This is a genomic window from Streptosporangium sp. H16 (assembly GCF_051918855.1).
In the GTDB taxonomy this organism is placed as follows: domain Bacteria; phylum Actinomycetota; class Actinomycetes; order Streptosporangiales; family Streptosporangiaceae; genus Streptosporangium.
The window spans coordinates 119241-146176 of the sequence record NZ_JBPXMD010000014.1 but is presented as its reverse complement, the minus strand read 5'-3'; the positions used below and the strand labels follow the sequence as shown (position 1 = coordinate 146176).

The 26936-nt window shown below is 72.8% G+C and carries 23 protein-coding genes; 8 read left to right on the top strand and 15 right to left on the bottom strand.

What is annotated here, in order from left to right; translation table 11 throughout:
* Positions 1-128: 128 nt before the first annotated feature.
* The 7 genes from ACTOQ2_RS23775 to ACTOQ2_RS23745 form a co-directional block, all read right to left on the bottom strand.
* Positions 129-1487 carry a sensor histidine kinase gene (locus tag ACTOQ2_RS23775; RefSeq protein ID WP_440102274.1) on the bottom strand — a complete coding sequence of 453 codons (1359 nt, stop codon included), beginning with the start codon at positions 1485-1487 and terminating at the stop codon, positions 129-131.
* Positions 1484-2173, bottom strand: coding sequence for a response regulator transcription factor (locus ACTOQ2_RS23770; protein WP_440070366.1), 690 nt, complete (start codon positions 2171-2173; stop codon positions 1484-1486). Before ACTOQ2_RS23770 ends, ACTOQ2_RS23775 begins: the two co-directional genes overlap by 4 nt.
* 142 nt (positions 2174-2315) lie before the next feature.
* Positions 2316-3656 (bottom strand): cation:proton antiporter, encoded by a 1341-nt coding sequence (locus ACTOQ2_RS23765; protein WP_440102272.1) that lies wholly within the window; start codon positions 3654-3656, stop codon positions 2316-2318.
* Positions 3657-3684: 28 nt separating this feature from the next.
* Positions 3685-5232 (bottom strand): cytochrome P450, encoded by a 1548-nt coding sequence (locus tag ACTOQ2_RS23760; RefSeq protein WP_440102270.1) that lies wholly within the window; start codon positions 5230-5232, stop codon positions 3685-3687.
* Positions 5223-6398, bottom strand: coding sequence for an alpha-hydroxy acid oxidase (locus ACTOQ2_RS23755; RefSeq protein WP_440102269.1), 1176 nt, complete (start codon positions 6396-6398; stop codon positions 5223-5225). Before ACTOQ2_RS23755 ends, ACTOQ2_RS23760 begins: the two co-directional genes overlap by 10 nt.
* Positions 6399-6418: 20 nt before the next feature.
* A complete protein-coding gene (locus ACTOQ2_RS23750; RefSeq protein WP_440102267.1) occupies positions 6419-7987 on the bottom strand; it encodes an NAD(P)-binding domain-containing protein in 1569 nt (522 codons plus the stop codon).
* A 70-nt stretch (positions 7988-8057) separates the two neighbouring features.
* A complete protein-coding gene (locus ACTOQ2_RS23745; RefSeq protein ID WP_440102265.1) occupies positions 8058-9617 on the bottom strand; it encodes a class I adenylate-forming enzyme family protein in 1560 nt (519 codons plus the stop codon).
* A gap of 258 nt (positions 9618-9875) precedes the next feature.
* On the opposite strand from ACTOQ2_RS23745, the gene ACTOQ2_RS23740 reads away from it, so the two are divergent.
* Entirely contained in the window at positions 9876-10598 is a 723-nt protein-coding gene (locus ACTOQ2_RS23740) for a sulfotransferase family protein (RefSeq protein WP_440102264.1), read from the top strand.
* Positions 10599-10696: 98 nt separating this feature from the next.
* Positions 10697-10903 carry a hypothetical protein gene (locus tag ACTOQ2_RS23735; RefSeq protein ID WP_440102262.1) on the top strand — a complete coding sequence of 69 codons (207 nt, stop codon included), beginning with the start codon at positions 10697-10699 and terminating at the stop codon, positions 10901-10903.
* 209 nt (positions 10904-11112) lie between these two features.
* Here ACTOQ2_RS23735 and ACTOQ2_RS23730 read toward each other — a convergent pair whose 3' ends face one another.
* Positions 11113-11700, bottom strand: a complete 588-nt coding sequence (locus tag ACTOQ2_RS23730; RefSeq protein WP_440102261.1) for a hypothetical protein — start codon at positions 11698-11700, stop codon at positions 11113-11115.
* A gap of 351 nt (positions 11701-12051) precedes the next feature.
* Between ACTOQ2_RS23730 and ACTOQ2_RS23725 the strand changes: the two genes are divergently transcribed.
* Genes ACTOQ2_RS23725 through ACTOQ2_RS23715 form a run of 3 tightly spaced genes read left to right on the top strand, consistent with a single transcriptional unit; the run spans position 12052 to position 15678 of the window.
* Entirely contained in the window at positions 12052-12876 is an 825-nt protein-coding gene (locus ACTOQ2_RS23725) for a carotenoid biosynthesis protein (RefSeq protein ID WP_440102259.1), read from the top strand.
* 34 nt (positions 12877-12910) lie between these two features.
* Complete coding sequence (locus tag ACTOQ2_RS23720) at positions 12911-14404, top strand: phytoene desaturase family protein (RefSeq protein ID WP_440102257.1); 1494 nt, start codon at positions 12911-12913, stop codon at positions 14402-14404.
* A gap of 2 nt (positions 14405-14406) precedes the next feature.
* Positions 14407-15678: a glycosyltransferase family 2 protein gene (locus ACTOQ2_RS23715; protein ID WP_440102255.1), complete on the top strand. Its 1272-nt coding sequence runs from the start codon at positions 14407-14409 to the stop codon at positions 15676-15678.
* Here the strand turns inward: ACTOQ2_RS23715 and ACTOQ2_RS23710 are convergent.
* Positions 15629-16225, bottom strand: coding sequence for a glycerol-3-phosphate acyltransferase (locus tag ACTOQ2_RS23710; RefSeq protein WP_440102253.1), 597 nt, complete (start codon positions 16223-16225; stop codon positions 15629-15631). The genes ACTOQ2_RS23715 and ACTOQ2_RS23710 overlap by 50 nt on opposite strands.
* 67 nt (positions 16226-16292) lie before the next feature.
* Here ACTOQ2_RS23710 and ACTOQ2_RS23705 point away from each other — a divergent pair, with 67 nt between their 5' ends.
* Positions 16293-16976, top strand: a complete 684-nt coding sequence (locus tag ACTOQ2_RS23705; protein WP_440102251.1) for a spheroidene monooxygenase — start codon at positions 16293-16295, stop codon at positions 16974-16976.
* A gap of 108 nt (positions 16977-17084) precedes the next feature.
* On the opposite strand, the gene plsX is transcribed toward ACTOQ2_RS23705, so the two are convergent.
* The 5 genes from plsX to ACTOQ2_RS23680 all read right to left on the bottom strand — a co-directional run bounded on the left by plsX (position 17085) and on the right by ACTOQ2_RS23680 (position 23227).
* The gene (gene plsX, locus ACTOQ2_RS23700) at positions 17085-18056 is read right to left on the bottom strand and encodes a phosphate acyltransferase PlsX (RefSeq protein ID WP_440102250.1); all 972 of its coding nucleotides are present in this window, start codon (positions 18054-18056) and stop codon (positions 17085-17087) included.
* 133 nt (positions 18057-18189) lie between these two features.
* Positions 18190-19089 (bottom strand): phytoene/squalene synthase family protein, encoded by a 900-nt coding sequence (locus ACTOQ2_RS23695; RefSeq protein ID WP_440102248.1) that lies wholly within the window; start codon positions 19087-19089, stop codon positions 18190-18192.
* Positions 19086-20546, bottom strand: coding sequence for a phytoene desaturase family protein (gene crtI / locus ACTOQ2_RS23690; protein ID WP_440102246.1), 1461 nt, complete (start codon positions 20544-20546; stop codon positions 19086-19088). The genes ACTOQ2_RS23695 and crtI overlap by 4 nt, the downstream gene beginning before the upstream one ends.
* A 336-nt stretch (positions 20547-20882) precedes the next feature.
* Positions 20883-22604, bottom strand: a complete 1722-nt coding sequence (locus tag ACTOQ2_RS23685) for a S8 family peptidase (protein WP_440102244.1) — start codon at positions 22602-22604, stop codon at positions 20883-20885.
* Between the two features lie 293 nt (positions 22605-22897).
* Positions 22898-23227 (bottom strand): protealysin inhibitor emfourin, encoded by a 330-nt coding sequence (locus ACTOQ2_RS23680; protein WP_440102243.1) that lies wholly within the window; start codon positions 23225-23227, stop codon positions 22898-22900.
* A 254-nt stretch (positions 23228-23481) separates the two neighbouring features.
* Between ACTOQ2_RS23680 and ACTOQ2_RS23675 the strand changes: the two genes are divergently transcribed.
* Both ACTOQ2_RS23675 and ACTOQ2_RS23670 read left to right on the top strand, forming a co-directional pair.
* Complete coding sequence (locus ACTOQ2_RS23675) at positions 23482-25128, top strand: PHP domain-containing protein (protein ID WP_440102241.1); 1647 nt, start codon at positions 23482-23484, stop codon at positions 25126-25128.
* Complete coding sequence (locus ACTOQ2_RS23670; protein ID WP_440102239.1) at positions 25086-25682, top strand: hypothetical protein; 597 nt, start codon at positions 25086-25088, stop codon at positions 25680-25682. The genes ACTOQ2_RS23675 and ACTOQ2_RS23670 overlap by 43 nt, the downstream gene beginning before the upstream one ends.
* 49 nt (positions 25683-25731) lie before the next feature.
* Here the strand turns inward: ACTOQ2_RS23670 and ACTOQ2_RS23665 are convergent, their stop codons facing one another.
* Positions 25732-26823 carry a M4 family metallopeptidase gene (locus ACTOQ2_RS23665; RefSeq protein WP_440102237.1) on the bottom strand — a complete coding sequence of 364 codons (1092 nt, stop codon included), beginning with the start codon at positions 26821-26823 and terminating at the stop codon, positions 25732-25734.
* Between the last annotated feature and the right edge of the window lie 113 nt (positions 26824-26936).

Sequence of the window (26936 nt, the reverse complement as noted above, 5' to 3'; positions counted from 1 at the left end):
ACGCTCCCGCACGGCGTGCCCCGGCCCCCGGCCCATCCCTTCGTCGGCCGGTCGAGGCTGCATCGCCTTTCAGGGTGATCGTTCGATCTCGCGAGGTGCCGGACGCCGGTCGGCGCACCGGTACGGGGTCACGGCTCCGGCCCGGGACCGGAGCGGGCTCCCGACCGGCCGGGCACGCCTCGGCCCTCCAGGTGGGGTCCGCCGCCTGAGTCCTCCGGCAGCGTGATCGGGTGGCCCACGGGCTCCGGGAGGTACGGGGGCCGCGCCGCCGCGGCGGGGTCCGCGGGGAGCCGGACGGTGAACACCGCCCCGGCTCCCGGGCGCCCGTCCGCGGTGACGGTCCCGCCGTGGCCGTCCACCACCTCGCGGACGAGGGCGAGACCGAGGCCCAGGCCCCCGCTGCGGGAACCGCCGACGAACCGGGTGAAGAGGCGTTCGGCGTCGCGGGGGTCGAGGCCCACGCCGTCGTCGCGGACGTCGAGCCTGACCGTCTCCGGGCCGCCGGAGAGGATCACCCAGATGTGGCCGCCCGCACGGGTGTGGGTGAGCGCGTTATCGAGGAGCGCGGAGATCACCCTGCGCAGCGCGGACTGTGCCCCGCGCACGACGTGGCCGCCCGGCCCCTGGCGCCGTACCTCGATCGTCACGCCGTGCACCTCGGCGCGGGCCGCCTCGGCCAGGACGAGTTCCTCGGCCAGCGCGGCGAGGTCGACCGGGGCGAACGGCCGGCGCAGCTGGCCGAACTGGGCCGTCAGCAGCAGGTCCTCGACCACGTCGCCCAGCTGCCGGGTGCCGTTCACCAGCCGGTCGACCTCGGCCGCGGCGAGAAGCGGGTCGTTCCCCCGCCGCAGCCCGCGGGCGACGATCTGGGCGCGGATGTGCAGGCGGGTCAGCGGGGTGCGCAGCTCGTGGCTGACGTCCGCGGCGAACCGGCGCTGGCGGGCCAGGGCCTCGCCCAGGGGCGCGATCGCCCTCCGGGCGACGATCTGGCCGATCATCAGCGCGGCCAGCAGGCCGGTGAGCTCCGCGGCGGCGAGGGTGCGCAGCAGCCGGTGCCGCTCCGCGGCCTGGTAGCGCAGGTCCATCGCCGCCTGGACCGCCACGCCACCGCGCCGCCGGGTGTGGACGAGATAGGACTGCCCGGCGATCTCGATCTGGCCGACCCGGGGCTCGCGTCCGGCGGCGGCCTGATGCAGCGCGGCGCGCACCGGCAGCACCGCCGGCGCGCCGGGAGACCTCAGCACGGTGTCACCGTGCAGTTCGAACAGCCAGACGCAGGGCGGGGGCCGCGAGAGGTACGCGTGCTGGGCCGCGACGGCCAGGTCGCGCCGCGCTGAGGTGTCCTGGTCGCTGGTGATGACGCAGTACACCATCATCCCGCCGAGCGCGAGCATCACGGAGATCGCGCCCGCCACCTGCATGGTGACCCGGCGGCGGGCCCGGAGCAGCAGGTACCGCTCCGGCTCGTGGGGCGGACGCCTCCTCACAATCCGCCCAGGCGGTATCCCACACCCCGCACGGTGCGTACGACGTCCGCCCCCAGCTTGTTGCGCAGGTAGTAGACGTAGGTGTCCACGATCGACTCCGTCCGGGCGCCGTCGAAGACGCGCTGGCGCAGCGAGGCGCGCGTGTGCACCTGCCGCGGACGGGTCGCCAGCGCGCTCAGCAGCCGGCATTCCTGCCCCGAGAGCGTCACCTGCTCGCCGGTCGGCAGCCCCACGATGTGGGAATCGGAGTCCAGCCAGCCCGCGCCGAGCGGCAGCAGCCTGGCGTGGTCGAGGTTCCTGCGGTGCAGCGCCCGCACCCTGGCCAGCAGCTCGTCGATCTCGAACGGCTTGACCAGGTAGTCCTCGGCGCCCGCGTCGAGCCCGGCGACCCGGTCGGCGACCGTGCCGAAGGCGGTCAGCACGAGCACCGGCACGGTGACGGCCCGGCGGCGCAGCCGTGTCAGCAGCTCGATGCCGTCGACCGCCGGGAGACCCCGGTCGACGATCATCACGTCGTACGGGCGGCTCAGGCCCAGGTGAAGGCCGCGCTGTCCCTCCGGGGCCAGATCGACCATGTACCCCTGCTCGATGAACAACCCGACCAGCATGTGCCCGAGCTCGGGGTCGTCCTCGACGAGGAGCAGCCGGCGAGCGAGCGTGCCGGATGTCCCCGATGTCACAGCCACGAAAACAACCGTGGCATTCCTCCCGCCGAATTACCAGGGTTCCCAGAATAATTGAAAGTTACACAGCAATGCTCGCACCGTGTTCGGCTGATCACAAGACGATATCCGCACTGCATTCAGGGCGTTCAACGGATTCGAGCGGTCACGAGGAATGGGATTTCTCGGTCTGTTCCTCCAGAGAGCGGGTATCCGGGCCGGCGGGCTCGGATCCGTGGGCACGTTCGTGACGCTCCGGCAGCGCCAGTTTGTACAGCGGCAGGGCTCCCGCGGTGGTGATGATGGCCACGAGCACGAGAATGGCGAAGAGCTCCTGCGTGATCATGCCCTGCGCCAGGCCGATGTTGATGAAGATGAGGATCATCAGTCCCCGCGCGTTCATGAGCGCCCCCACCGCGTAGGACTCGCGCCAGCCGAATCCCAGGGCCCTCATCGACAGCGAGCAGCCGAAGTACTTCCCGCAGAAACCCGCGGCCAGGATCGCGGCGAACGCCAGGAGCATGGGACCGCCGGTGATGCCGTCGAGATGGGTGTTCAGCCCGGAGAAGGTGAAGAAGACCGGCAGCAGCAGCGTCGAGACGACGTCCATCATGCGGCCGTGCAGCGCCCGGCGGAACGCCGCGTCGCGGGGCATCGCCAGCCCGGCGAGGAAGCCGCCGAAGACCGCGTAGACCCCGATCCAGTCGGTGAGCCAGCCCGCCGTGAGCGGGATGAGGACGACGGCGTACATGGCGCCGGGGCCGATCCGGCCGGTCCGCGCGACGCCCTCGCCCAGGGGCCGCAGCAGCGGCGCGACCACCTTCAGCATCACCACCGCGAACAACGCCGTCAGGACGATGGTGCGCACCGCGTCGCCGGGACCCGAGTCGAGGTGCATCGCCGACAGCACGGCGAGGATGCACCAGGCGAGGGCGTCGTCGATGGCGGCCGCCACCAGGGTCAGCTTCCCGAGAGGGGAGTTCTCCAGCCCCCGCTCGTACAGGATCCTGGCCAGCATGGGGAACGCGGTCAGCGACAGCGCTCCCCCGACGAACAGGGCGAACTCCCACCGGCTGACGTCGGGGCGCGAGAGCATTTCCCACAGGAGCAGACCGACGCAGGAGCCGAGGAGCAGGGAGGGGACGATACCGGAGAACGCCAGCGTCGCCGCCCTGCGGCCCTGGCCGGGCGGCGACGCGCCGTGGTCCAGCCCGGCACCGACCAGGAACATGTACAGCGTCAGCCCGATGGTGCTCAGCACGTACAGGACCGGCCTGACCTCGGCGGGGAACACGGCCGCCTGGGCCTCGGGGAACAACTGGCCGAACAGCGTCGGGCCGAGGAGGACGCCGGCGACCATCTCGCCGAGGACCCGCGGTTGCATCATCATGAGCGCCAGCCGGCCGCATATCGCCGCGGCCAGCAGGATGACGACCAGGGCGGGCAGGACTTTGAGGATCAGTTCGAGGTTCGGGTCACCGGCGGTTACCTGCGCCAGGGTGGGCATACCGTTTCTCCGCTCGTGGTCCGGACGATCATCTGCTCTCCGCGGCGGCCGAATGGTCGGCCTCCGCGAAGTGGCGCTCACACAGCCGCTGCCTGCGCGCGTCCCAGACCATGTAGGTGCCGAGGACGAGCTGCACGAGGCTGCGCCAGACGTCCTCCCAGCGGTCGCGGAACCGGATGAACCGCAGCACCGCCCGGTGGGCCGCCCCCTTGGGGACACCCCGCGGAACGAGCAGGCACGGTCCCCGGTTGGGCATCGACCGGGTGTGGGAGGCGGAGGAGTCGAGGGTGTACGCGCGCAGGACCTCCCGCGCCGCGACCCGCATGGTGATCGGCGCCAGCCGCCAGGCGGGGCAGGGGCGGTTGGCGGCGACGCCGAACGGGATGTGGTTGAGCTCCCGGACCGCGGGCCTGCCCGGGTGGGGACGGCCGGAGGCGGGGCAGCCGGGGGCCGGGCGGCCCGAGGCGGGACCGTCCCGGTCTGAGCGGTCCGGCTGGTCGCCCCGGCGGCCGGAGCGGTCCGGCTCCGGACGGGCCCGGCCCGAACGGTCCAGATGCGAGTAGTCCGCGTGCGAGCGGTCCGTGCCGAAACGGCCGGGATCGAAACGGTCGGGGTCGGGGAAGCCCTCGCGGTGGAAGGCGGGGTAGTCGAAGCACAGCACCGAGCCGGCCGGGATCGTCGTGTGCTCGTCGAGGGGGATGTCGCCGGTGGTGACGCGGTGGGCGACACCGAAGAGCGGGTAGAGCCGCAGCGTCTCGGAGATGACGCGGTCGAGGTGGCGCTCGTCACCCCGCTCGTCGCCCGCGAGCACCCCGGCCTGGGCGTCCGGGTGCTGGGCGAGGACCATCAGCAGGTGGGCCATGGCCTCCGACATCTGGACGACCGCGGTGTTGAAGAAGGTCCCCTGCAGGTAGAGGGCCTGCTCCCGGGCCGACAACCCCGCCGGGAGCCGGTCCCGCACCTTGGGCAGCAGGCCGGCGAGGTGCCGGGTCAGCTTGTCGCGCCGGTCCATGTGCCGCAGCCCGCAGCACTTGAGCGCGGTGACGACGTCGTCCGCGTTGCCCACGATCAGGTCGCGCGCCGCCGGCGGGCACGGTTCGCCGAAGACGAGCTCGTAGTAGAACTCCGCCCAGACCGGCATCATCAGGTCGCGCAGCCGGACCAGTCCTCCCGCGTCCCGCAGCGTCCGGGCGACACAGCGGCGGGTGAGCTCCTCGGCCTCCACGCGCGGCACGGACAGGAAGCCGCGCGTGGCGCGGGCGACCGCGTCGTAGCGCTCTCCCGCCTCGAGGTGTTCCTGGTGCAACTCGGCGCCGGGCGACAGCCAGTACCAGAACAGGTCCGACAGCGCGGCCCCCCGGCTCCGGCCGTCGGCCGCCGGGTGGGAGTAGACCTCCCTGAACCTCTCGACGCCGACCAGGTCTCCGGGGACGGTGATCCCCTCCTCCCCGTTGATCCGGGCGAAGACCCGCGTCCGCAACGCCACGATCCTGGCGGGGAGCCATCGGGGCAGGCTCAGCACGGTGGCGGCGGCGACCCCGACCACCACCGCCCTGACCGGCGCGGTCACCGGCATGACCGTCGCACCATGCCCGGATCGAGATCGTGGACCGACGCGCAGCCGCACAGGGTGAGCGCGTGCTCGACCTCCGAGCGGAGCAGGTCGAGGACGCGGGTCACACCGCGCTCGCCGTCCGCGGCCAGCCCCCAGATCACCGGGCGGCCGACCGCGACCGCGCAGGCGCCCAGCGCCATCGCCTTCAGCACGTCGGTGCCGCGCCGGACGCCTCCGTCCATCAGCACCGGGACGGCCCCGCCGACGGCGGCCACGATCTCCGGCAGCAGGTCGACGGCGGCCGGGACCGTGTCGAGCTGGCGGCCTCCGTGGTTGGACACCAGCAACCCCGAGACGCCGTGGCCGAGCGCCAGGCGCGCGTCGGCGGGATGCGCGACGCCCTTGAGGACGATCGGGAGCGCCGTCATCTCCCGGAGCAGGTCGATGTGCTCCCAGGAGATCTCCGGCGACATGACGATCGGCCGTACCCGCCCGCCGTCGCGCAGGTTCTCGCAGGCCATGCCCTCGGGCAGGTCCTGGAGGCCGTGGTGGCGCTCCCGGTCCCGCAGGCCATGGGCCGGTGAGTCCACCGTGACGACCAGCGCCCGGCACCCGGCCGCCTCGGCGCGCCGCACGAGCGTCTCGGTGAAGGCCATGTCCGGCTGGACGTAGAGCTGGAACCACAGGGTGGCCCCGGGCGCCGCCGCGGCCACGTCCCCGACGGCGACGGTGGAGGCCATGCTCACGATCATGATCGTCCCGGCGGTGGCCGCCGCCCGCGCGGTGGCCCGCTCGCCCTCGGGGTCGGCGAGCCGGTGGAACGCGGTCGGCGCCACCAGCACGGGCATGGCCGCCCGGCCGCCGGGCAGGGTGACGTCGGTCCGGGGTCTCCCGGCGCCGCGCAGCACCCGCGGCAGCAGGGAGAGCCTTTCGAACGCGGCCTCGTTGGCCCGTACGGTGACCTCGTCCCCGGCCCCGCCGGCGAAGTAGCCGTAGTACTCCGGGGCGAGGCGCGCGCGGGCCGCGGCCTCGAACTCGCGGAGGGTACGCGGGGCCGCCGGTGCGGCCGGGGCCGCCAGGGCCGCCGGGGCCGCCCATGTCCTCGCGTCCGCCACGTGCGGGGAGCGCTCACCCGCCCCCTGCGGCGTCCTCGCGTCCGCAATGTGCGGGGGGCGCTCACCCGCCATGTGCGGTGTCCTCGCGTCCGTCACGCCGGGACCGAGGCGACCTGGCGGGCGAAGAACGCGCGGAGCGGTTCCACGTGGGTCTCCCGGGAGGTCCATTCGTTCTCCAGGTTCTCGGTGACGTGGTGGACGGCCGGCGGCACGCCGGCCCGGTGGTGGCGCACCACCGGGTGCAGGTAGTGGCCCTCGGCGGCGCGCTCGGCGTCGTTCTGCCGGATCCGGCCCACCCCGATGTCGAACGGATCGACCTGGTCGTGCTCCGGCCCGTACTCCAGCGTGATCGTGAAGTGGCCGCCGTCGCCGATCGGCGGTCCCTCCAGGTCGACCGGCAGCTCCTCCAGATAGCGCGCCCCGCCGTGGCCGTCGAGGACCACGACGTCGCCCAGCAGCCCGAACTGCTGCCACAGCGCCGAGCTGCGGTTGACCCGTTCGAGCACCGCCGCCGCGAGCGCCTCCGGATCGGCCGGGAGCTCGCGGCCGGGCCACCCGGCACCGTGGTACCTGTTCTCCAAAATGCGGTGCAGCGCCCGGGTGCCGTACCGGAAGCCGTGGATGAACCCGCTGGTGCCGCGCTTGAAGTCGCGGGACTGCGTCACGGTCCCGGCGAAGTAGAGATCGGGCACGTTCACCGACTCGTAGGCGGGGGTGAGCGCGGGGAACCTGTCGTTGATCGTCAGCTCCGGGCGGCACTCGTCGGAGAAGATCGAGGCGTCGATCCGGAAGCCGGTGCAGACGATGATCCTGTCGTACGGGATGTCCTTGGTGACCTCGTCGGCGCGGACGAAGCTCACCGTCACCAGGTACGAGCCGTCGGCCTGGCGCTCGATCCGCTTGATGTCGCCGTCCAGCACCGCGTTCTGGGACTTGAGCTGGTAGGTGTCGAGGAAGTTGTTGTTGACCGCGCGCAGGTGCCCGACGAAGTGGGTGCGCCACGCCAGCCGGATGGAGTTCGGCCCGGCGACGTGGATCACCGCGGCCGTCGCGACCAGGCTGTCGGCCGTCTCGAACGCCGAGTTGCCCTTGCCGATGACGAGCACCCGCTGATTCACGTAGTCGGACGGGTCGGTGGAGACGGTGCCGTAGGGTTCGGCCGTCTCGATGCCCGGTATCGACGGGATGTTGGGCCGGCTGACCCCGGTCGCGACGACCAGCCGCCTGGCCTCGTGGGTCCGGCCTCGCTCGTCGGTCACCAGGAAGTGACCCGTGCCGGAGGCCCGGGTGACCTGGGAGACGCGGGCGTCGTAGGTGACGCGCAGGTCACAGGCCGCGGCGAAGTCGGCGAGATAGCGGACCATGTCGTCGGCCTCGGGAAAGTAGCGGTCGCTGTAGCCGGTGAACAGCAGGCCGGGATCGTCCGACAGCAGCGAGTTCCAGTCCATCCGGAGGTTGAGCTCCGGGTCGTCCGACCCGGTGTACCTCTTGTTGATCGAGATGAGCTGTCGGTGGCGCGGGAAGGTCCGGAAGAAGGTGCCCGGCGCGGGGCCCGCCTCCAGGATCAGATAGCTCCGTCCCGCCTTGCCGAGGAAGTACCCCAGCTGCAGCCCCGCGGGGCCGGCACCGATCACCACGTAGTCCAGCGCATTGTCCGGCACGTACACCTCCGTCACAGCGATCCGGTCGAACGGACGTCCCCAGTGTTGGCGGGGAATTCTCAGAGAACGATCAGAGAGCCCGCGGGTCGAGCAGGTCCAGCAGCGCGCGCTTGTCGGGCTTGCCGCTCGCGGCGACCGGGACGGAGGGCAGCACCGTGATCGTCCAGGGGACGCTGCCCTCACCGAGTTCGTCGCCCACCAGCGCGGCCAGCGCGTCGCAGTCCGGCACCGCGCCCTCGGCCGGTACGACGAACGCGTGGACGGCCTCTCCGGTCAGCTCGTCCGGGGCCCCGGCCACGTACGCCTCGGCGACGTCGGGATGGCCGCTCAGCACCCGCTCGACGGCTCCCGCGTACACCACTATCGCGTTGACGATTATCACGTCGCGGGTCCGGCCGGCGAGGTGCAGGAACCCCTCCTTGTCCAGGTGGCCGAGGTCCCGGGTGCGCAGCCGGCCGTCCCGCAGGGTGTCGCGGGTCTCCTCCGGATCCCCCCAGTAACCCGACATCAGGTACGGGCTGCGCACGTGGATCTCACCGGTGTCCCCCGGGGCCACCTCGCGGTCCTCCTCGTCGCGCACGCTGATCTCGACGCCCGGGATCGGCCGCCCCACCGAGGACAGGACCTGGTCCGGGAACGCGGCGATGTCCCCGGGGGTGAGCAACGAGATCAGGCCCGCCTCGGTCTGCCCGTACCCCTGGTAGACCACGGGACCGAGCCGGTCCACGGCCTCCGCCAGACGCCCCGGGCCGATCGGCGACCCGGAGACCATCAGCGCGCGCAGGCAGCCGACGTCGACCGGCCCGTTTCTGAGCAGGTCGAGCATCTGGCACAACCGCGGCACGGTCACGATGGAGCCGGTGATCCGGTGACGTTCGATCGCGTAAGGGAACAGGGGCCGCCCGTCGTCCTCGGGGATCACCGCGGTGCCGCCGCCCAGCAGGCACAATCCCAGGAACTCTATGACCACCATGCTGGCCAGGGTGCCGAACAGCATGTAGCGTCCGAAGCCCGCGGCGAGCTCGTCCGCGACCGGGGACCACAGGCGGGGCTGCCACGACCAGTGCTCGCCGAGCGCGCGGTAGGTGATCGCGCAGCCCTTGGGGCGGCCGGTGCTGCCGCTGGTGAAGGTCAGGGCGGCCACGTCGTCCGGGCGGGCCGCGAGGACGAGGGGCCTCCCCTCGCCGGTGTGGGCGAGCAGGTCGATCGCCGACACCGGCATCGGCGGGGGACACGGCCCGAGCGACAGCAGCGTGACGGGCCCGGCGGCCCGGAGCAGTTCCGGCGTCACGGTGGACCGGTCGACGAGGAGGGCGTCGATCCCCATGCCGAGCACGTGGGCGAGGTGCCCCTCCGGGTAGCCGGGCCGGACGCCCACGACCCGGCAGCCCAGCGCGTGGGCGGCGATGTGGGCGGCGAACGCCTCGGGGGAGACGGCCGTGCGGACGGCGACGGCCCGGCCGGGTCCCAGCCCGGCGTCGAGCATCGCCCCCGCCAGCCGCCGGATCGTCTCCAGTAGCTCACCTCGCGAGACGATCCTGTCCCCCTGCTCGAAGGCCGGGTCGCCGGGCGAGCTCCGCAGCGCTTCGAGGAGGGGGTGCGGGAACGGCGGTTCGGCGGGACCACTCATGGTCGGCTCCTCTGGTTTCACGCGGGTCGGCGCGGCGTCTTCGCGGTCCCGGATCTCTTCGGGGTCTTTCCCTGGTCTCTTCCGAGGCGTTTCCGGGTCCCTGCGGCCGGCTTCTGGACTCGTCTGAAGCGGTGTGCCGTCGTATAACCGGTATGTCGCTCACCACGAAGCTAGACAGCGCAGATCAGAGAATCATCAGAGATCCCGCCCGGGATGGGGACGACCGCGGGAAGGCCATCCGGGCTCCGGAGAGCGACCATGGACGTACCACCGGAACACCGAGGGGAGCACGACGTGAAGGTGATCGGCGCGGGCTTCGGCCGGACGGGCACGGCGGCGCTGAAGGCGGCGCTGGAAATGCTGGGTCAGGGCCCCTGCTACCACATGTCCGTGGTCATCGAGGAGCCACATCGGATCCGCCAGTGGCTCGACATCGGGGAGGGCCGCACCCCCGACTGGGACGAGGTGTTCACCGGCTTCCAGGCGACGCTGGACTGGCCCGCCGCCGCCTACTGGCGGGAACTGGCCGGGCACCATCCCGACGCGAAGGTCATCCTCACCGTCCGCGACCCGCAACGGTGGTACGACAGCGTCGGCGCCACCGTCTTCGCGGGCGCCCTGGCGAAAGGGCCGCCGCCACCGCACCGCCGGGTGATCAGGTGGCTGGTGGCCCGCCGGGCCCCGGACTTCGCCCTCTACCCGCGCATGGCCAGAGCGACCATCGTCGACCGTGTCTTCGACGGCCGCGTCGGCGACCGCGCGTACGCCGTCGAGGTCTTCGAACGGCATGTCGCCGAGGTGAGGGCCACGATCCCGCCCGACCGGCTGCTGGTCTTCGACATCCGGGAGGGATGGGCGCCCCTGTGCGAGTTCCTCGCGGTCCCCGTCCCGGCCGAGCCCTTTCCCCGGGTCAACGAACGCGCGACGTTCCGGCGCGGAAGATTCGGCAGACAGCTGCGCCTGATACTTTTCGGGCGCTGAGCCTACGGCTCCCCCGCCGGACCGGGAGGAGTAGGCCTTGTCGGCGGCCACCGCGGCAGGGCGGGTGCGCGGGCGGCCGACCGGCGGACCGCTCTCCTGTGCCCGCCGAGAAGGGAGTCGCCTACAGCGGCTTCGACATCACCGTGGCCGCCGTGCCCGACATCGTCACGCCCGGTGAGGACAACGCCCGGTGGAAGGAACTGGCCCAGGCGATCAGGCGGGCGGGAAAGGGAGACGCCACCGGATTTTCCGACTACGTCAAGGCGGAAACGCTGACCGTGGACGGGCACCGAAGAAATGAGTAACGTGACGCCCGTTCCCCGAACCTCTCTTCTGGCCGCCGCCTTCCCGGCGCCGCCTGCTGTGCGGGGCTGCGAGGCGGCCGCACAGCAGCACCTGGAGCCTGTCTCAAAGTCGATCAACGGCGTGTCGTAGCCGGGTAGGCGAAGAGGTCTCCGGTGGAGGGTTCATCGACGAAGAAGAACCTCATATCCGGAGACCTAGAGGCCACGCCCTAGTCGTTCTGGCCGCCCTGGGCATCCTGTGCGCCCTGGGCGTCCTGACCGTTCTGGCGGGTGATCGAGCCGTTGCCCGGGCGGGTGACGACCTTCCCGGTGAGCCCGCGCAGGACGACGTCGCCGTTGCGGCTGTGGACGGTGACGTCGATGCCGACCGGGACGACGAAGGCGTAGTCGGTACGGTCCCGCGGGGTGTCGCGGATCGTCGTGCAGACGGACCCCTCGTCGCACAGGAGGCCGACGGCGAGGGACCCGCCTCCCGACGACTCGCTGCGCGGGGCGTCCCCGTGGTGGCGTCGCGTCACGCGGACGTCGGTGACGTCGGCACCGACGATCTCCACGTTCCCGTGGTCGGTGTCCACGGAGAGGCTGCGGATCCCGGGATAGACGGTCTGCTCGGGCGCGTTCGTGGCGTTCCCCACGGAGAACGCCACCATCAGCGCCAGCGCCAGCGCGATCGGGGCCGCGGCGAGGACCCACGCCCACGAGCCGAAACCGTGCACCATCCCCGCCGTCCCCCGCCCGGGGCCACGGAACGTCTCGTGGTCCGTCCACTCGGAGGCCGTGGAGTGTGTCGTGCGCATGCTGGGTCGTCCTTTCAACCGGGCGCGGGAGGCGGGTGCTCGAGGTGGTGAAAGGTTTGTACGGCACCGGGCATGCACGGTCCTTGCAGGGTGATTACACGTCACGATGTGCGGGCGCCCGGGACGAGACCAGGACAGGCTGTCGGGGCGAAGGCGGAGAAACCTGCCGACATGAGGACCGGGGAACACCGTCCACACCGGACTCGCACTCGCACTCGCACTCGCACTCGCACTCGCACTCGCACTCGCACTCGCCGGAGATCGTCACCTCGACGTGAAAGATCGTGACCTCAAAGTGAATCTGACCGCACCCGGCCGATCGAATGACCGTCCATGGGGCACAGTCATCAGATGAGCAGCGGACGGCCCGGGCGCGGGGCGGTGCGGGAGCCGCCTTCGCCGGTGAGACCGCGAGCACGCGTGGCGAGCGTGCTCGGCGCGGCGCTGCTGGCCGCGATGGTCGTCGCGCAGGTCGCCTCGGGGCTGCAGCCCCCGCCGATCGTGCTGACCAGCGTGGTCGTCCTGCTGCTGGCGGCGAGCGCGCTGGCCTTCGCCTGCGCGACCCACTCCCCCGCCAGGGTCTTCGCGGCGTTCGCGGCCGTGGTCGCGACCGGGTACGCCGCCGAGTGGGTCGGGATCAGGACGGGCCTGCCGTTCGGCGACTACCACTACACCGGCGTGCTGTGGCCCGCGCCCGGCGGGGTGCCGGTGATCGTGGCGCTGGCGTGGGGCGGCATGGGGCTGGCGGCCCACGCGGTGGCCGCCGCCGTGGCACCGGGGAGCCGGGCGGCGCGGATCGTCACGGGGGCGCTGGCCCTCACCGCCTGGGACCTGTTCCTGGACCCGCAGATGATCCGGCTGGGCCTGTGGGTCTGGCACGACCCCGGCCCCTACCGGGACGTTCCTCTCAGCAACTTCGCGGGCTGGCTAGTCGTCTCCCTGCTGGTGATGACCCTGCTGGAACATGTGCTGGCCGAGCCCGCCGCGTGGAGCGCCGGGCTGGTGTCGATCTACACGGTGATGGCGGTCATGGAGACCATCGGCTTCGCGGCCGTCTTCGTCCCACCGGACCCGCTGGTGGCCACGGCCGGAGGGCTCTCGATGGGACTGTTCACCCTGCTCGCCTGGCGGCGCGGACGCCGGAGACGGCCGCTTCCCGAGGCGGACCCGGCGTGATGTCGACGGCCGCACCCATCGGAAGGAAACACGGATGCCCGAGGTAACGGTGATAGGCGGCGGCGTCGGAGGCATGGTCTCCGCGCTGTTGCTGGCCAGGCAGGGGCACCGGGTACGCCTGTACGAGCGGCTCCCCCGGCTGGGCGGCAAGCTCGCCGAGCACACCAGGGACGGCTTCACCTTCTCCGTCGGCCCCTCCCTGCTGACCCTGCCCGCCGTCTTCACCGATCTCGGGCTGGAGCTCGACCTGGTGGAACTCGACGAGCTGTGCCGCTACCGCTTCGCGGACGGCTCGACGCTGGCGGCGTACCGCGACCCGGCGCGGACGGCCGCCGAGATCGACCGGCTCGCCCCCGGCGAGGGCCGCGCCTGGCTGGCCTTCCTCGACTGGGCGCGGGACTGTTTCGCCGCGTCGCGCCGCACCTTCTTCACCGGCCCGCTCACCCGGCCGCCCGCCGAGGCCCGCCTGTCGGACCTGCTGGCGGTGGCGCCGGGCCGGACCCTCGACGGGCTGGCCCGCCGCTTCTTCACCGACCCGCGCCTGCGCCAGTACGTCGGCCGTTACGCCACCTACGCGGGCTCCAGCCCGTACCGCGCCCCGGCCGCGCTGGGGTGCGTCCCGGCGATCGAGCACGGCGAGGGCGGCTGGTACGTCCCCGGAGGGTTGCCCCGCATCGCCGACGCCCTGGCCCTGATGCTGGAGAAGGCGGGGGTGGAGGTCGTCCTGGGCGCGGAGGTGGCCCAGGTGCTCGCCGACACCGAGCGGGTCAACGGGGTGCGGCTCGCCTCGGGGGAGCGCGAGCGCGCCGACGTCGTGGTCGCCAACACCGACGCGGCGGCGCTGTACGGGCGGCTGCTGCCCGACCGGCGGCGGCTGCGGCGCATCGCCGGGCTCGGCACCTCCTCCTCGGCGTTCCTGCTGCTGGCCGGGGTGGAGGGCAGGACCGAGGGGCTGGGCCACCACTCGATCGTCTTCTCCGGCGACTACGAGCGGGAGTTCGGCGACATCTTCCGGCGGCGCAGGCCTCCGGAGGACCCGACCGTCTACATCGGCTGCTCGGTCGTGGACGACCCGTCGCAGGCCCCGCCGGGCACGGAGAACTGGGTCATGCTGGTCAACGTCCCGTCCCGCGACCCCGGCCGGTGGCCGATGTCCCCGGAGGCGTACCGCGACCTGGTGCTCGACCGCCTGGCCTCCAGAGGGCACGACCTGTCGGGGCGACTGCGCTTCGTGGACCTGTTCACCCCCGCCGACCTGCGCGACCGGTACGGCGCGTGGGGCGGCTCGATCTACGGCGGCGCCTACTCGGGCAGGCTCGCGCCCTTCCGCCGCCCCGGCAACCGGGGTCCCCGGCACGGCCTGTACCTGGTGGGCGGTTCCGCGCATCCCGGTGGCGGGCTGCCGCTGGTCGCGATGGGCGCCCGCATCGTCGCCTCGCTCGTACGGGAGGACTTCCCCGCCGGTTCCCCCCGCGCGGCAGGCGGCCGGGGCCGCGGGACCGGGGCCGTCCCGGCCGGAGAGGCGTGACGATGAGGCTCCTGACCGCGCTGCAGGCCGCCGCCGCGCTGGCCGTGGCGGTGCGGCTGGCCCGGGGGCGGCGTCGCCGGCCCGCGCTGGCCCCCGTACGGACGGCGTCGCCGCGCGTGTCCGTGGTGATCCCCGCCCGCGACGAGGAGGCCCGCCTGGGCCCGTGCCTGTCGGCGGTGCTCGCCGATCCGGACGTCGCGGAGGTCATCGTCGTCGACGACGAGTCGCGTGACGGCACGGCACGGCTGGCGGCCGGGCTCGGCGCGAAGGTCGTCACGGGGGCGCCGCTCCCCGACGGCTGGGTGGGCAAGCAGTGGGCGCTGCGGCAGGGCGTCGAGGCGGCGGGGGGTGACGTCGTGGTGACCCTGGACGCGGACGCCCGGCCCGTGCCGGGGCTGTTCGGCGCGCTCACGGCGGCCCTGGGGGAATACGACCTGGTGAGCGCGGGACCCCGGTTCGTGTGCGACGGGGCGGTCGAGCAGGCGCTGCACGCCTCGTTCCTGGCGACGCTGGTCTACCGCTTCGGCCCGATCGGGCCGGCCACTCCCCCGGCCTCGCACCGGGCGATGGCCAACGGCCAGTGCACGGCCTTCCGCCGCACGGCGATGCTGGACGCCCGCGGGTTCGCGCGGGTGCGCGGGCACATGGCCGACGACGTGGCGCTGGCCAGGGTCCTGGCGGCGGACGGCTGGGCGGTGGGGTTCCTGGAGGCCGGGGGCCTGCTGGAGGTCGACATGCACGACTCGGCCGCCGGGGTGTGGCGGGAGTGGGGGCGGTCGCTGTCGCTGCGCGACGCCACCGCGCCGGGCTGGCAGGCCGCCGACCTGGCCGTGGTCTGGCTGGCCGCCGCGCTGCCCGTGCTGCGGCTGGTGGCCGGCCGTCCTACCCGGCTCGACCTGGGACTGCTGGCCGTGCGGCTGCTGCTGGCCGGCGCGCTGCGCGGCAGCTACACGCGGCCGGGGCCGGGCGTGCTGCTCTCCCCGCTGCTTGACCCGCTGGCGGCCCTGCGGCTGACGCAGGCCACGCTGCGCCCGGTGCGCAACTGGCGGGGCCGCGTCTACCCCGCCGCCACGCTGGTCTCCCGCCCCGGCCCTGGCATGACGGGCGCACGGTCAGGCCGGGGCACGAGGGGCACCCGCTCCGGCGGGGCCGCGACGGACGACCGGCCGGGACCCGGCACCCTGCCTGGACCGGACGCGCGGCCGGGACCGGACACGGCACCGGTCACGACGGGCGGCCGGTCCGCGCCGCCTGGCCGAAGCGCAGCCCGATGAGGCACATCAGCAGGCCCGTCCCGGCCACGTACACGACCGGCGCGAAGAGCAGCTGGAACAGCGGGATGCCGAAGACGCCGACGCGCGCCCCGATCGCGAAGGACCGCGTCACCACGGCGACCGCGACCAGGGCGGCCACCCCGAGCAGGAAACCCGGTGGGCAGATGACGGCGAAGCCGCCGACGAAGGCGAGGATCGACCGGCCGCCCGCGAACCCGGCGAAGACCGGCCAGGCGTGCCCGGCCATGGCGGCGGCCACCGCCAGATACACCGGCAGCACGCTGTCTCCGCTCACCCCGCCGGGCCAGGTGAGGTGCGCGCCGCCGGTCCACAGTCCGAGCAGTCCCGCGAGCGTGCCCTTGAGCGTGTCACCCGCGAAGACCGGCACGGCGGCCCGCCAGCCGAGCCGCTGCCTGACGTTCCAGAAGCCGGGGTTGCGGTCGCCGACCTCGCGGGGGTCGAACCCGTGCGCGCGGGCGACCAGCACGGCGACCGGCACGGATCCGAGAAGGTAGCCGCCGATGACCGAGACGAGCAGGGGAACCATCGCTTCCTTCCATCTCACGAAATATGCGGATATGGGGGCTATGCGGTATATGGCGTACGACCGGCCGGTGCTGGGTCGGACGCCGGGACTGACGTTCTGGCGATTGCTCGGCTCCGGCCGCGGGGCCTCGATGAGCGTGGGCGCTGACCTGCGCCGCTGGGCCCTGCTGGCGGTGTGGCGCGACGAGCGGGACCTGGACCGCTTCCTGAGCGACTCCCCGGTGGCGGAGCGCTGGCGAAGTGAGGCTCGGGAGTCCTGGCAGGTGCGGCTGGCCCCCCTCGCCTCGCGTGGCCGTTGGAACGAGGTGGACCCGTTCGGCCCTCTCCCCGCGAGCCCGCCCGGCCCTCTCCCCGCGAGCCCGCCCGGCCTTCTTCCCGAGGGCGCGCGGGGACCCGATCCCGGCGATCCCGGCGGCCCCGGCGGCCCCGTCGCCGTGCTGACCCGCGCGTCGATCCGGCCCTCCCGCCTGGTGCCGTTCTACCGCTCGGTCCCCGGGGTGGATCGCCTCCTGGCGGAGCAGGACGGCTGCCTGGCCTCGGTCGGCGTCGGCGAGTGGCCGCTGGCCAGGCAGGGCACGTTCTCGCTGTGGCGCGACGCCGCCGCGGTGCGGGACTTCGCGCACCGGGGGCGGGAGCACCGGAGGGTGATCGGCAGGACGCGCGCGGAGGACTGGTACTCCGAGGAGCTGTTCGCCCGGTTCTCCCCGTACGCCAGCGAGGGCACCTGGGACGGCGCCGACCCGCTGGCCTGACCCGGCCCGCCCCGCCCGGCGTCCCGCCCCCGTCCGGTGGACGCGTTCCATGACGAGGTGCGAGCACCGCGAGGGGGAACGCGAGACCGTCCGGCCGCCCGTTCCCGCTCAACGGGCGGGTTCCGCGGCGAGGTGGTCCCCGAAGCGGGTGACGACCCCGCCCTCGGCGAGATCGTGCGCCACCGCGCAGGCGCGTGCGATCGTCGCCGCCCGTGAGGAGCCGTGCGCGACCACGACGGTGCCGCTCAGCCCGAGCAGCGCCGCCCCGCCGTGGGTCTCGGGGTCGTAGCGGCGGGCCAGCTCCCGCAACTCCTCGGCCCCGGCGACACCGGACCGCGCCACCAGCGTCAGCGCGGCCCGTACGGAGCCCTCGACGTTCTTGAGCACCACGTTGCCGGTGAAGCCGTCGGTGACGATCACGTCGACCGTGCCCGCGAGCACGTCGTGGCCCTCCACGTTGCCGTGGAAGCGGAACGGCAGGCCGGGAAGCAGCTCGCCGGCCCTGCGCGTCAGCCGGTTGCCCTTGCCCGGTTCCGAGCCGATCGACAGCAGGCCCACCGACGGGTCGGCGACGCCGAGCACGAGCTGGGCGTAGGAGACGCCGAGCAGCGCGAACTGGGCGATCATCTCCGGGGTGGGGTCGGAGGTCGCTCCCGCGTCGATCAGCACGGTGGCGCCGCCGGTGACCGAGGGCAGCGCGATGGCCAGGGCCGGCCGCAGGACGTCCGTGGCGCGGCCGATGCCGCGGATGGCGCACGAGACGACCGCGCCGGTGGATCCGGCCGACACGAACGCCGACGCCGCTCCGCGCCGTACGAGATCGCAGCCGACCGTCAGGCTGGTCGTGGCGGAGGAGACCGCCCCGGCGCCCCGCTCGGCCATCGGGACGACGTCCTCGGCGTGCACCACGCCGACCTCGGAGACGGCGCCGTGGCGGTCGAGCTCGGCCCGGATGTCCGCCGCCCTGCCGACCAGCAGCACGGGGATCCCCAGCTCGCGCCGGGCCGCCACCGCCCCGGCGACCGTCTCGACCGGTCCGTGGTCTCCGCCCATCGCGTCGACGACCACAGGTTCCGACATCACGCCCTCCTGACGACAGTGTTGGACGCCCCCGCGACCGAGGACGGTCCCGTGACGGACCACCCGGCAACGGACCTCCCGGCGACAGACCATTCGGCGACAGACGCCCCCGCAGCCGCTCCACCAGGCCGGTTCACGGGATCTCGGCGATCAGGCGGCGCTCGGCGCGGTCGGCCGCGGACGCCGCGAGCAGGTGCTGAGCGAAGATCGCCAGTCTTCGCCGCCGGGGCACGACGACCCTCGCGCCGAGGACGTCGTGGCCGGCGGCCTCGATCCGGTCGAGGATGCCGCCGTACAGCTGGAAGGCCGCGCGAATGCACGGCCGGGAGGAGGGGGTCAGCATGTCGAACCCCTCCTCGGCCCGCGCGTAGTGGTCCCTGGCCCGCCGGGTCTGGAAGGCCAGCAGCTCGCGCAGGGCCGGGGTGGTGACGCCGCGCCCCAGGTCGGCCACCGTCACCCCGAACCTGTCCAGGTCCTCCATCGGAAGGTAGACCCGGCCGCGTTCCAGGTCCTCGGCGACGTCGCGCAGGAAGTTGGTCAGCTGGAAGGCCAGCCCCAGCTGGCGGGCCGGTTCGCGGGCCTTGTCCTCCATGCCGGGCAGCGGTTCGAGGACGGGCAGCATCATGGTGCCGATCACCGCGGCCGAGCCCTCCATGTAGACGAGCAGGTCGTCGTAGGTCGCGTAGCGGGTGACGGTCAGGTCGGCCCGCATCGAGTACAGGAACGCGTCGATGTCGCCGTGGTCGACGCCGAAGGAACGCACGGTCTGCGCGAACGCGGGGAGCACCGGGTCGTCGGTGCTCCCGCCCGCCAGGACGACGGCCAGCCGGGAGGACAGGCCGTCGAGCGCCCGCGCCCTGTTGTCGGTCATCGTGAAGGAGTCCACGATCTCGTCGGCGTAGCGCGCGAAGCCGTACAGGGCGTGCACGTGCGGGCGCTTCCAGGCGGGCAGCAGCAGGGTCGCCAGGTAGTAGGAGCGGCCGTGGCGGGCGTTGAGCCTGCGGCACAGTTCGTAACTCGCGGTGAGGGTCATCGGGGGGTCTCCAGTACACGTTCCGCGGCGAGCCTGCCGGAGATCAGCACCGGGGGCACCCCCACTCCCGGCGCGGTGTACATTCCGGCGAAGTGCAGCCCCGGGACGCGCCTGGCCGCGCCCGCGGGCCGGAACCAGGCCGTCTGGGTGAAGCGGTGGTCCAGGGCGAACGGGGTGCCCGCCGAATGGCCGAGCCGCGCCCAGGCGGGCGGGTCGAGGGTGAGCCTCGGCGCGGAGGACAGGTCGCCGTAACCGAGGTCGGCCAGCCTGCCGAGCAGGCGGTCCTCCAGTCGCGGGGTGAGCCGGTCCCAGTCGGCGCCGCCGCGCAGGTTGGCCGTGGGCTCCAGCACGGTGAGGGTGGCGTGACCACGTGGCGCGGCGCCGGTGTCGGATTCGGGGTAGGTGACCAGCAGGTTCGGGTCGGGCTGCGGCCGCCCGGCCCGCAGCGCGGCGAAGGTGGCGTCCCACTCCCTGCCGAAGTGCAGGGTGTGGTGTGCCTGCCCGGCCAGGCGCCGGTCGAGGCCGAAGTGCAGGACCAGGCAGGAGGGCGAGTAGCGGGGACGGCGGAGCCGCCAGTCGCCCGCGCCCTTGGGCAGCAGCCCGGTGTGGGCGCGGGACAGGTCGCAGGCGACCACGACGTTCCCCGCGGCCAGGCGTTCCCCGGTGTCGAGCCTGACCCCGCAGACGCCGGAGGACCCGGTCTCCACCTTGACGGCGCGCACGCCGTACCGGAGGCGCGCGCCCGCCTTCTCGGCCAGCGCGGCCAGGGCGCGCGGGATGGCGTGCATCCCGCCCTCGCGCGGGAAGAAGACGCCCCCGACGGTGTCCATGTGGGCGATGACCGCGTAGATGCCGAGCGCCTGCCGGGGCGGCAGGCCCACGTACAGGGCCTGGAAGGTATGCGCCTTGACCAGCCGGTGGTCGGTGAGGTGGCTCTTGACGAGGGAGTCCAGGCTGCGGAAGCCGCCCAGCGCCGCGAGGCGGGCCAGGACGCGCGGCCGGGCGAGGTCACGCAGCCGCGTCATATCGCGGTCGATGAAGGCGGGCCACTCCGCGTCGAACAGCTCGCCGAGCCTGGCGCGGAAACGCCGGTACCTCTCGGCCTCCGCGGCGCCGCTCAGCGCGCGCACCTGCTCGGCCATGGCGTCCTCGCCGGCCACCACGTCCAGGTGGGAGCCGTCGTGGTAGCGCAGCCGGTAGTACGGGTCCAGCCGCCGCAGCGGGAGCATGCTCTCCATGTCCTGTCCGGCGGCGGCGAAGACGTCGGCCAGGACCTCCGGCATGGTCAGCACCGAGGGGCCGGTGTCGAAGCGGTAGTCGCCGAGGGTGGCCGTGCCGCAGCAGCCGCCCGGCACGTCGTTCGCCTCCACGATCGTGACGTCCCGCCCGGCGGCGGCCAGCCGGACCGCGGCGGCCAGCCCGCCGAGACCGGCGCCGATCACCACCACCTGGCTCACGCGCCCCTCCTCGTCGCCGAGTCTCCGCGACCGGCCGGCGAGGTCGCCTCCCGCCCGGCAGGGGGGTCGATCCGGTTACCGGGCCGATCGGTCTCACACGTGACGGCGGCCATGGGCATCACTCCTTAACGTCCACGAAGGACTTCGCAAGCGAGACCGCGTTCGGATGCGTTTGGCCGGCGGCAGGCTTACGGCCATGACCCGATGGCGACCGATGGCGTCTGACGACCCATCCCCGGACCGGGCTGCGGGTAAATCAACCCATCGCGCAAGAAGGCGTAAAAACGGCGAGGCCCGGCGCCCGCCGAGTGGCGGACGCCGGGCACCGGGTTCGGATCAGCGGACCGCCCTGAGGGCGTCGACGATCCCGTAGCCGTAGAAGCCGTTGCTCAGGGCGCCTCGCTCGCAGGTGTGCGTCGAGGTCGCCGTGGTGCCGTCCGGCAGGTGCCTGGTGTAGGTGTAGGCGGGCGGGGTGGGGCAGGCCGTCCTGGTCGCGGTGCCCTTGAGGACCGTCTCCACGACGGCCGGGTGGAGCTTCTTGCCGCCGTGCACCCGGTCGCGCTGGCCGTACTTGCTCACGATCAGCGCGGCGACCCCGGCGGCGCGCGGGGAGGCCATCGAGGTGCCCTGGAGGTACACGTAGTAGGCGCAGACGTCGCCCTTGCAGCTGCGGACCACGTTGGTGACGTTGGGCGTGCCGTCGGGGTTGAGCTGGCCGCGCGCCTCGGCCACGGACCGGGGATAGGCCGCCAGCGTCGCCCTGGTGACGTCGCGGTGGTTGTCTGCGGTGTCGTAGACGTCGCCGCCCGGGGCGGAGACGTCGACGTAGCCGTTGCCGTAGTCGGAGTAGTACGACTTGCGCTTGCTGACGCCGGTCGAGGAGACCGAGATCACGTGCTTGCCCTCGCTCGGCATGGAGACGCAGCTCGGGGGGATCGTGCGCGAGTAGGGCAACTCGCCGGGGACGCTGGCGAAGTCGGGGCTGGAGGCGTCGACGATCGTCTTGGTGTAGTCGGAGGCGCCGTTGCCCGCCGCGGACACCAGGGTCACCCCCCTGTCGTGGGCGTAGGTGAGCGCCCGCTGCATGGCCTTGATGATCGTGGCCTGTTCCTGCCGGTCGGCCGGGGAGTCCGCCGGGTTGTCGACGCAGTTGAACAGCCACGGGTCGATGTAGTAACTCATGTTGACCACGTCGATGCCGACGTCACCTGCGTGGGTCAGCGCGTCGATGCTGGGCTGCAGGAAGAAGTATCCGGAGTCCTGGCCGGCCCGCAGGTTCACGATCGAGACCTTGGGCGCCACGCCCGAGGTGCCGAGCCCGTTGACGGGCGAGGCGATCGACGACGCCACGTGCGTGCCGTGCTCGTTCTCGTCGACGTCCGCCGGGTCGTTGCAGGAGCGGTCGGGCTCGGCCTCGCACGGGCCGTCGATCTCGTCGCCGTTGGCATCGACGGGGATGTCGACGGTGAAGTTGCGGCTCAGCTCGCGGTTGAAGTTCGGCGCGATGTCGGGGTGGGAGCCGTCGACACCAGTGTCGATGACACCGACCAGCACGCCCGGGTCGCCCTGCTGGTGACGGTAGGAGCCGTCCACGGTCGCGTGGATCTGCTTCATGTCCCACTGGAGCTCCGACAGCGGTTCCGCGGCGGGTGCGGGCCTGCCGAAGGTGGAGGTGGCGGGCGCGCCGTCACCGGCCTTCTCCACCGCCCTCGACTGCACGGCGAGGCCGGCGGCTCCCCGCCTGGCGGTGGGCACGCTGCCGATGGACCGGTTGTGGGCGATGTCGTCGATCGAGGCGGCGTCGCGCACCGCCTCGGCGAAGCGGGTGTTCGTCGTGGTGACGGTGGCGACGCCGACCGCGGCGTTCTCCTTGAGGATGCTTCCGCCCGCCGCCCTGATGGCCCGCTGGGCGTCGACGGAACTCGCGCCTTCCGTGTAGAGGACGACGTACTCGGCTTCCGCGCCCGGTTCGGCGATCACCTGCCGGGCCTGCGCCGGGGGCACCAGCGCGGCTGCCGTAAGGGCGGCGACAGCTGCGGTGATGATGACGCGTTTCACATATACCTCCGTATATCCGAAGAGCTCCCCGCAAATGTGATTTCACGCGCACCAACAATCCAGTCGTGCCCACATTTGCCGCCAAGGTGTAATAAAGCCAGCAGGCGCCGGGAAACCCCGCCACCCCTGCGACCTGCACACATCGGCGAATCGTGTCATCGGGGAACCGTTACCTGGAAATTCTCGCGCCAAAACCGGTGACGGCGCGGAGTTTCGCATGGTCAGGCCCGCTTTTGTGCGAGCGAGGAGGTACACAAAAGGGTCAAAGGGTACAGAAGGGGGCGGAACGGGGCTCAGCCGGGCGGGCCGATCCGTTCCTGCCGTTCGGGCAGCGAGGTCACGTACGAGATGAGCGCGCGGAGCGGGCCGGGAAGGTCGCCCTCGCGGGCGCGCGTCGTGAGCACGCGGCCACCGTCCTCGACGGTCAGCTCGTAGTCGAAGCGGTCGGGCCCGGCCGCCCGGCCCTCCGGTGGCCCCGGCCGCTCCGGCGGGCCGGACAGCCCGGCCAGCTCCACCCTGGCGCGCAACCCGGTGGCGGCCTCCGGCGCCAGCGACGCGGAGTCGACCGTGATGACCGTGACGAGACCGGCGATGCCGCCACCCCGGACGATCGAGACCTTCATGGGAGTGATCCTAGACCGGCCCGCGCGACCCGGGCATCGGCCGACCGCCAGCAGTTCACCCCCCTATAGATATGACCAGTTAACGTGCGGTTCAGGTGCTTTTGCGAGGGTCCATGCGTAGCCGGAGCAAGATCTCTCCGGCGGGAATGGAAAGGCACGACATGGGCCACGGCCACGATCACCCTCACGATCACACTCATGCTCACCCGCACGACCACTCTCACGGTGCCGAGCACGCCCTCGACCAGGGTGACATGGCTCCGGTCGTGGACTTCTCGGTTCCCGATGCCGAGCTCTCCCCCGGGCAGCTGTCGCGGCGCCAGATGTTCCGGCGCGCGGGGCTGCTGGGCGCCGGCCTGGGCGCGGCCGGCGTTCTCGGCACGCAGGGCCAGGCCGCGGCCGCCACCCCCGCGCGGGTCACGCGCGGGCCCGAGCCGCGCGACGGCTACCTCTGGCTCGCGGGCGACCACCACATCCACACCCAGTACAGCTCCGACGGGATCTACAAGGTCAGCGACCAGGTCCAGCACGGGAACGCGTACGGGCTGGACTGGATGGTCATCACCGACCACGGAGGCACCACCCACGCCAAGATCGGCGTGGACAAGGTCAACCCCGACATCGTCGCCGCGCGGCAGGCGGTCAAGGACGCCCTGGTCTTCCAGGGGCTGGAGTGGAACATCCCGGGCGCCGAGCACGGCACCGTGTTCGTGGCCCCCGGCCGCAACGAGGTGGCCACCCTCAAGGAGTTCGAGAACTCCTTCGACGGCGGGGTGAAGAACGCCGGGGCCTCCACCCCGCAGAACGAGGCCCTCGCCATCGCCGGGCTGAACTTCCTGGCGGACGCCGTCAGGCGGCGCCGCGTCGAGGCCGCGCTGTTCTTCGCCAACCACCCCTCGCGCAAGGGGCTCGACTCCCCGCACGAGATCCGGGCCTGGCGCGACGCCCAGCCGGGCATCGCCGTCGGCATGGAGGGCGCGCCGGGCCACCAGGCGGCGGGGATCCCCAAGCCGCACGGTCCGGGCGGCGGGCGCGGCTTCTACGACAGCAACCCGGGCGCTGACTCGTTCCCCGCGTACCCCGCAGAGAGCTACAAGACCTTCGGCGGCTTCGACTGGATGACCTCGACCGTCGGAGGGCTGTGGGACAGCCTGCTCGCCGAGGGCAAGAGCTGGTGGATCACCGCCAACTCCGACTCGCACTCGGTCTACGCCGACACGAGCGACCGCGGGCCGGGCAGCGACTTCAACGCCAACGGCAAGTACAACGACCCCGTCTACCGGGGCTCCCAGAACCTGGCGGCCGGCGACTTCTGGCCGGGCTTCTACAGCCGGACCCACGTCGGGGCCAAGGACTTCTCCTACACCGCGGTCATGGACGGTCTCCGGGAGGGCCGCGTGTGGGTGGACCACGGCGGTCTGATCAGCGCCCTGGTCGTGCGCGCCCGGCAGGCCGGCAGGGGGCAGCGCGGGGTCTCGCTCGGCGACACCCTGCATGTCCGCAAGGGCGCCAAGGTCGAGCTCGTCATCGAGATCACGCTGGCGAACCAGCCGAACTGGGCGCAGTACGTCCCGACCCTGGCCCGCGTGGACGTCATCCAGGGCGACGTCACCGGCCCCGCGGCCGACAAGGACGTCTTCACGACCTCGGCCACCAAGGTCGTGAAGTCCTTCGAGGTCGGCAGGAACACCGGGACGGTGACGTTCACCTACCAGCTCGGCGCCGTCGACCGGCCGGTCTACGTGCGGCTGCGCGGCACCGACGGCAACCGCAGCGCGCCCGGGCTGCTCGGCGCGGCGATCGACCCGGCCGGGCCCCAGATCGACGTCTTCGGCGACGGCGACCCCTGGAAGGACCTGTGGTTCTACAGCAACCCGATCTGGGTCGTGCCGCGCGGATGATCCTCGGCCTCGACGGAGGCTCGCGGACGGTCGCGGAGGCCGAGCACCTTCTTCATGACGTGGAGAAGGCGCTCGGCCTCCCGGCCGGGACCGTGGGCTGCACGCATTTCGTCCGCACCGCAGGCGGACCGCCGCACGTCGCCTGCTCCCTCGCCGTCCGGGAGACCGTCGACCTGGCCGCGCTCCCCGCCGGGGTGGGCGCCACGTTCGGCGACAGCCGTACCGGCCCGGAGGATCTGGCGGAGGGGGCCGCGCTCGCCGCGGCCGAGCACGCCGCCGGGTCCGGCGGGCGCCTGGTCGTGTTCCCCGGCCGGGCCGAGCTCACCGGCACGCTCAGCGTGGCCGAGGTGCTGGCCCGCTCGGCGATCGACCGCGTCGTCGTGCTGGCGCAGGCCGAGGACCCGGCGCCGGACACGCTCGTCACGACCAACGACCACGTACGGCCGCAGCTGCGCGGCGGGCACGTGGTCCTGCTGACCATGCCGGCCTCGGGCGGGCGCCTCATGCCCGCCGAGGTGCCGAACCCGACGCCCTGCTGCGCCGACCACGACTGACGGGGCGCGCCCGGACCCGTCCGCGGCTCCCCGCCACGGGGGATCCTCCCTAAAGGACCCCGACCTGCTGCCACGCGGCGCGCACCTTCCTCTGCTCGTCCCCGTCCACGCCGAACAGCTCTCCGGCCACCTCCACGGTCGCCTCCGCGGCCTCCCGGAAGTCCGAGCGCGGCCGGAGCCGCTCGGTGAGCGTGACGTACCAGATGCGTCCGGCGCGCTCCCAGGCGTTGCCGCCGATGGCGGTGGCGGCGAGGTAGAAGGCGTGGTTGGGGATGCCCGAGTTGATGTGGACGCCTCCGTGGTCGTTGGAGGGGTTGCCGTCGTCGGGCAGGTCCACGTAGTCGCGCATGTGCCCCGGCTGGCGGTCGCGTCCCCCCGTGGGGGTCGACCAGGCGGTTCCCGGCGCCTTCATCGACCGCAGGGCCGTCCCCCGCAGCGCGCTGCCCAGGATGCCGTCGCCGATGAGCCAGTCGGCCTGCTCGGCGGTCTGCCCGCGGCCGTACTGCTTGGCGAGCGACCCGAGGACGTCGGAGAACGACTCGTTGAGGGCGCCGGACTGCTTGCTGTAGACCAGGTTCGCGGTGAACTGGGTGACGCCGTGGGTCAGCTCGTGCGCCACGATGTCGACGGCCCTGGTGAGGGAGCCCTTGGTGAAGATCTGCCCGCTGCCGTCACCGTAGATCATCTGGAAGCCGATCCAGGCGGCGTTGTCGTAGTCGGTCCCGTAGTGGACCGAGGAGACGATCTCCAGTCCCCGCCCGTCGATGCTGTCCCGCTCGAAGACCTTCCGGTAGAAGTCGTAGGTGATGCCCGCCCCGTCGTAGGCGTCGTCGACCGCCGCGTCACCGGACGGCCCGTCGCCCTCCCCTCGCCTCTTGCGGCCGGGCAGGTCGAAGTCTCCGCCGTTCTCGACGTCGTAGACCGTGCGCACCATGCCGGGGGCGGGCGCCACGTCGGCGACGGTGAGGTTGAGCTGGCGCAGCGCGCCGGCGAACGACGCGCGCTGCGCACGGGCGGTCTCCGAGGTGGCCAGGGTCCTGAGCGCGGCCTCCCGCTCCTCGGGGGTTCCCTGGTCGGCGACCGCCTCGAGCAGGTCGGGGGGTGCGATGCAGCACTGGGGCATGCTGTCGAATGTCGTCATACGTCAAGAATCGCCGCCGCCTCCGCCGGCCGCATGAGTATCGCCGTACTCGATGCCTTCGCGGCAGGGTGGGGTGTGCCGCCGGGAGCGGTCGTGAGAGGGTTCTTCTGCTC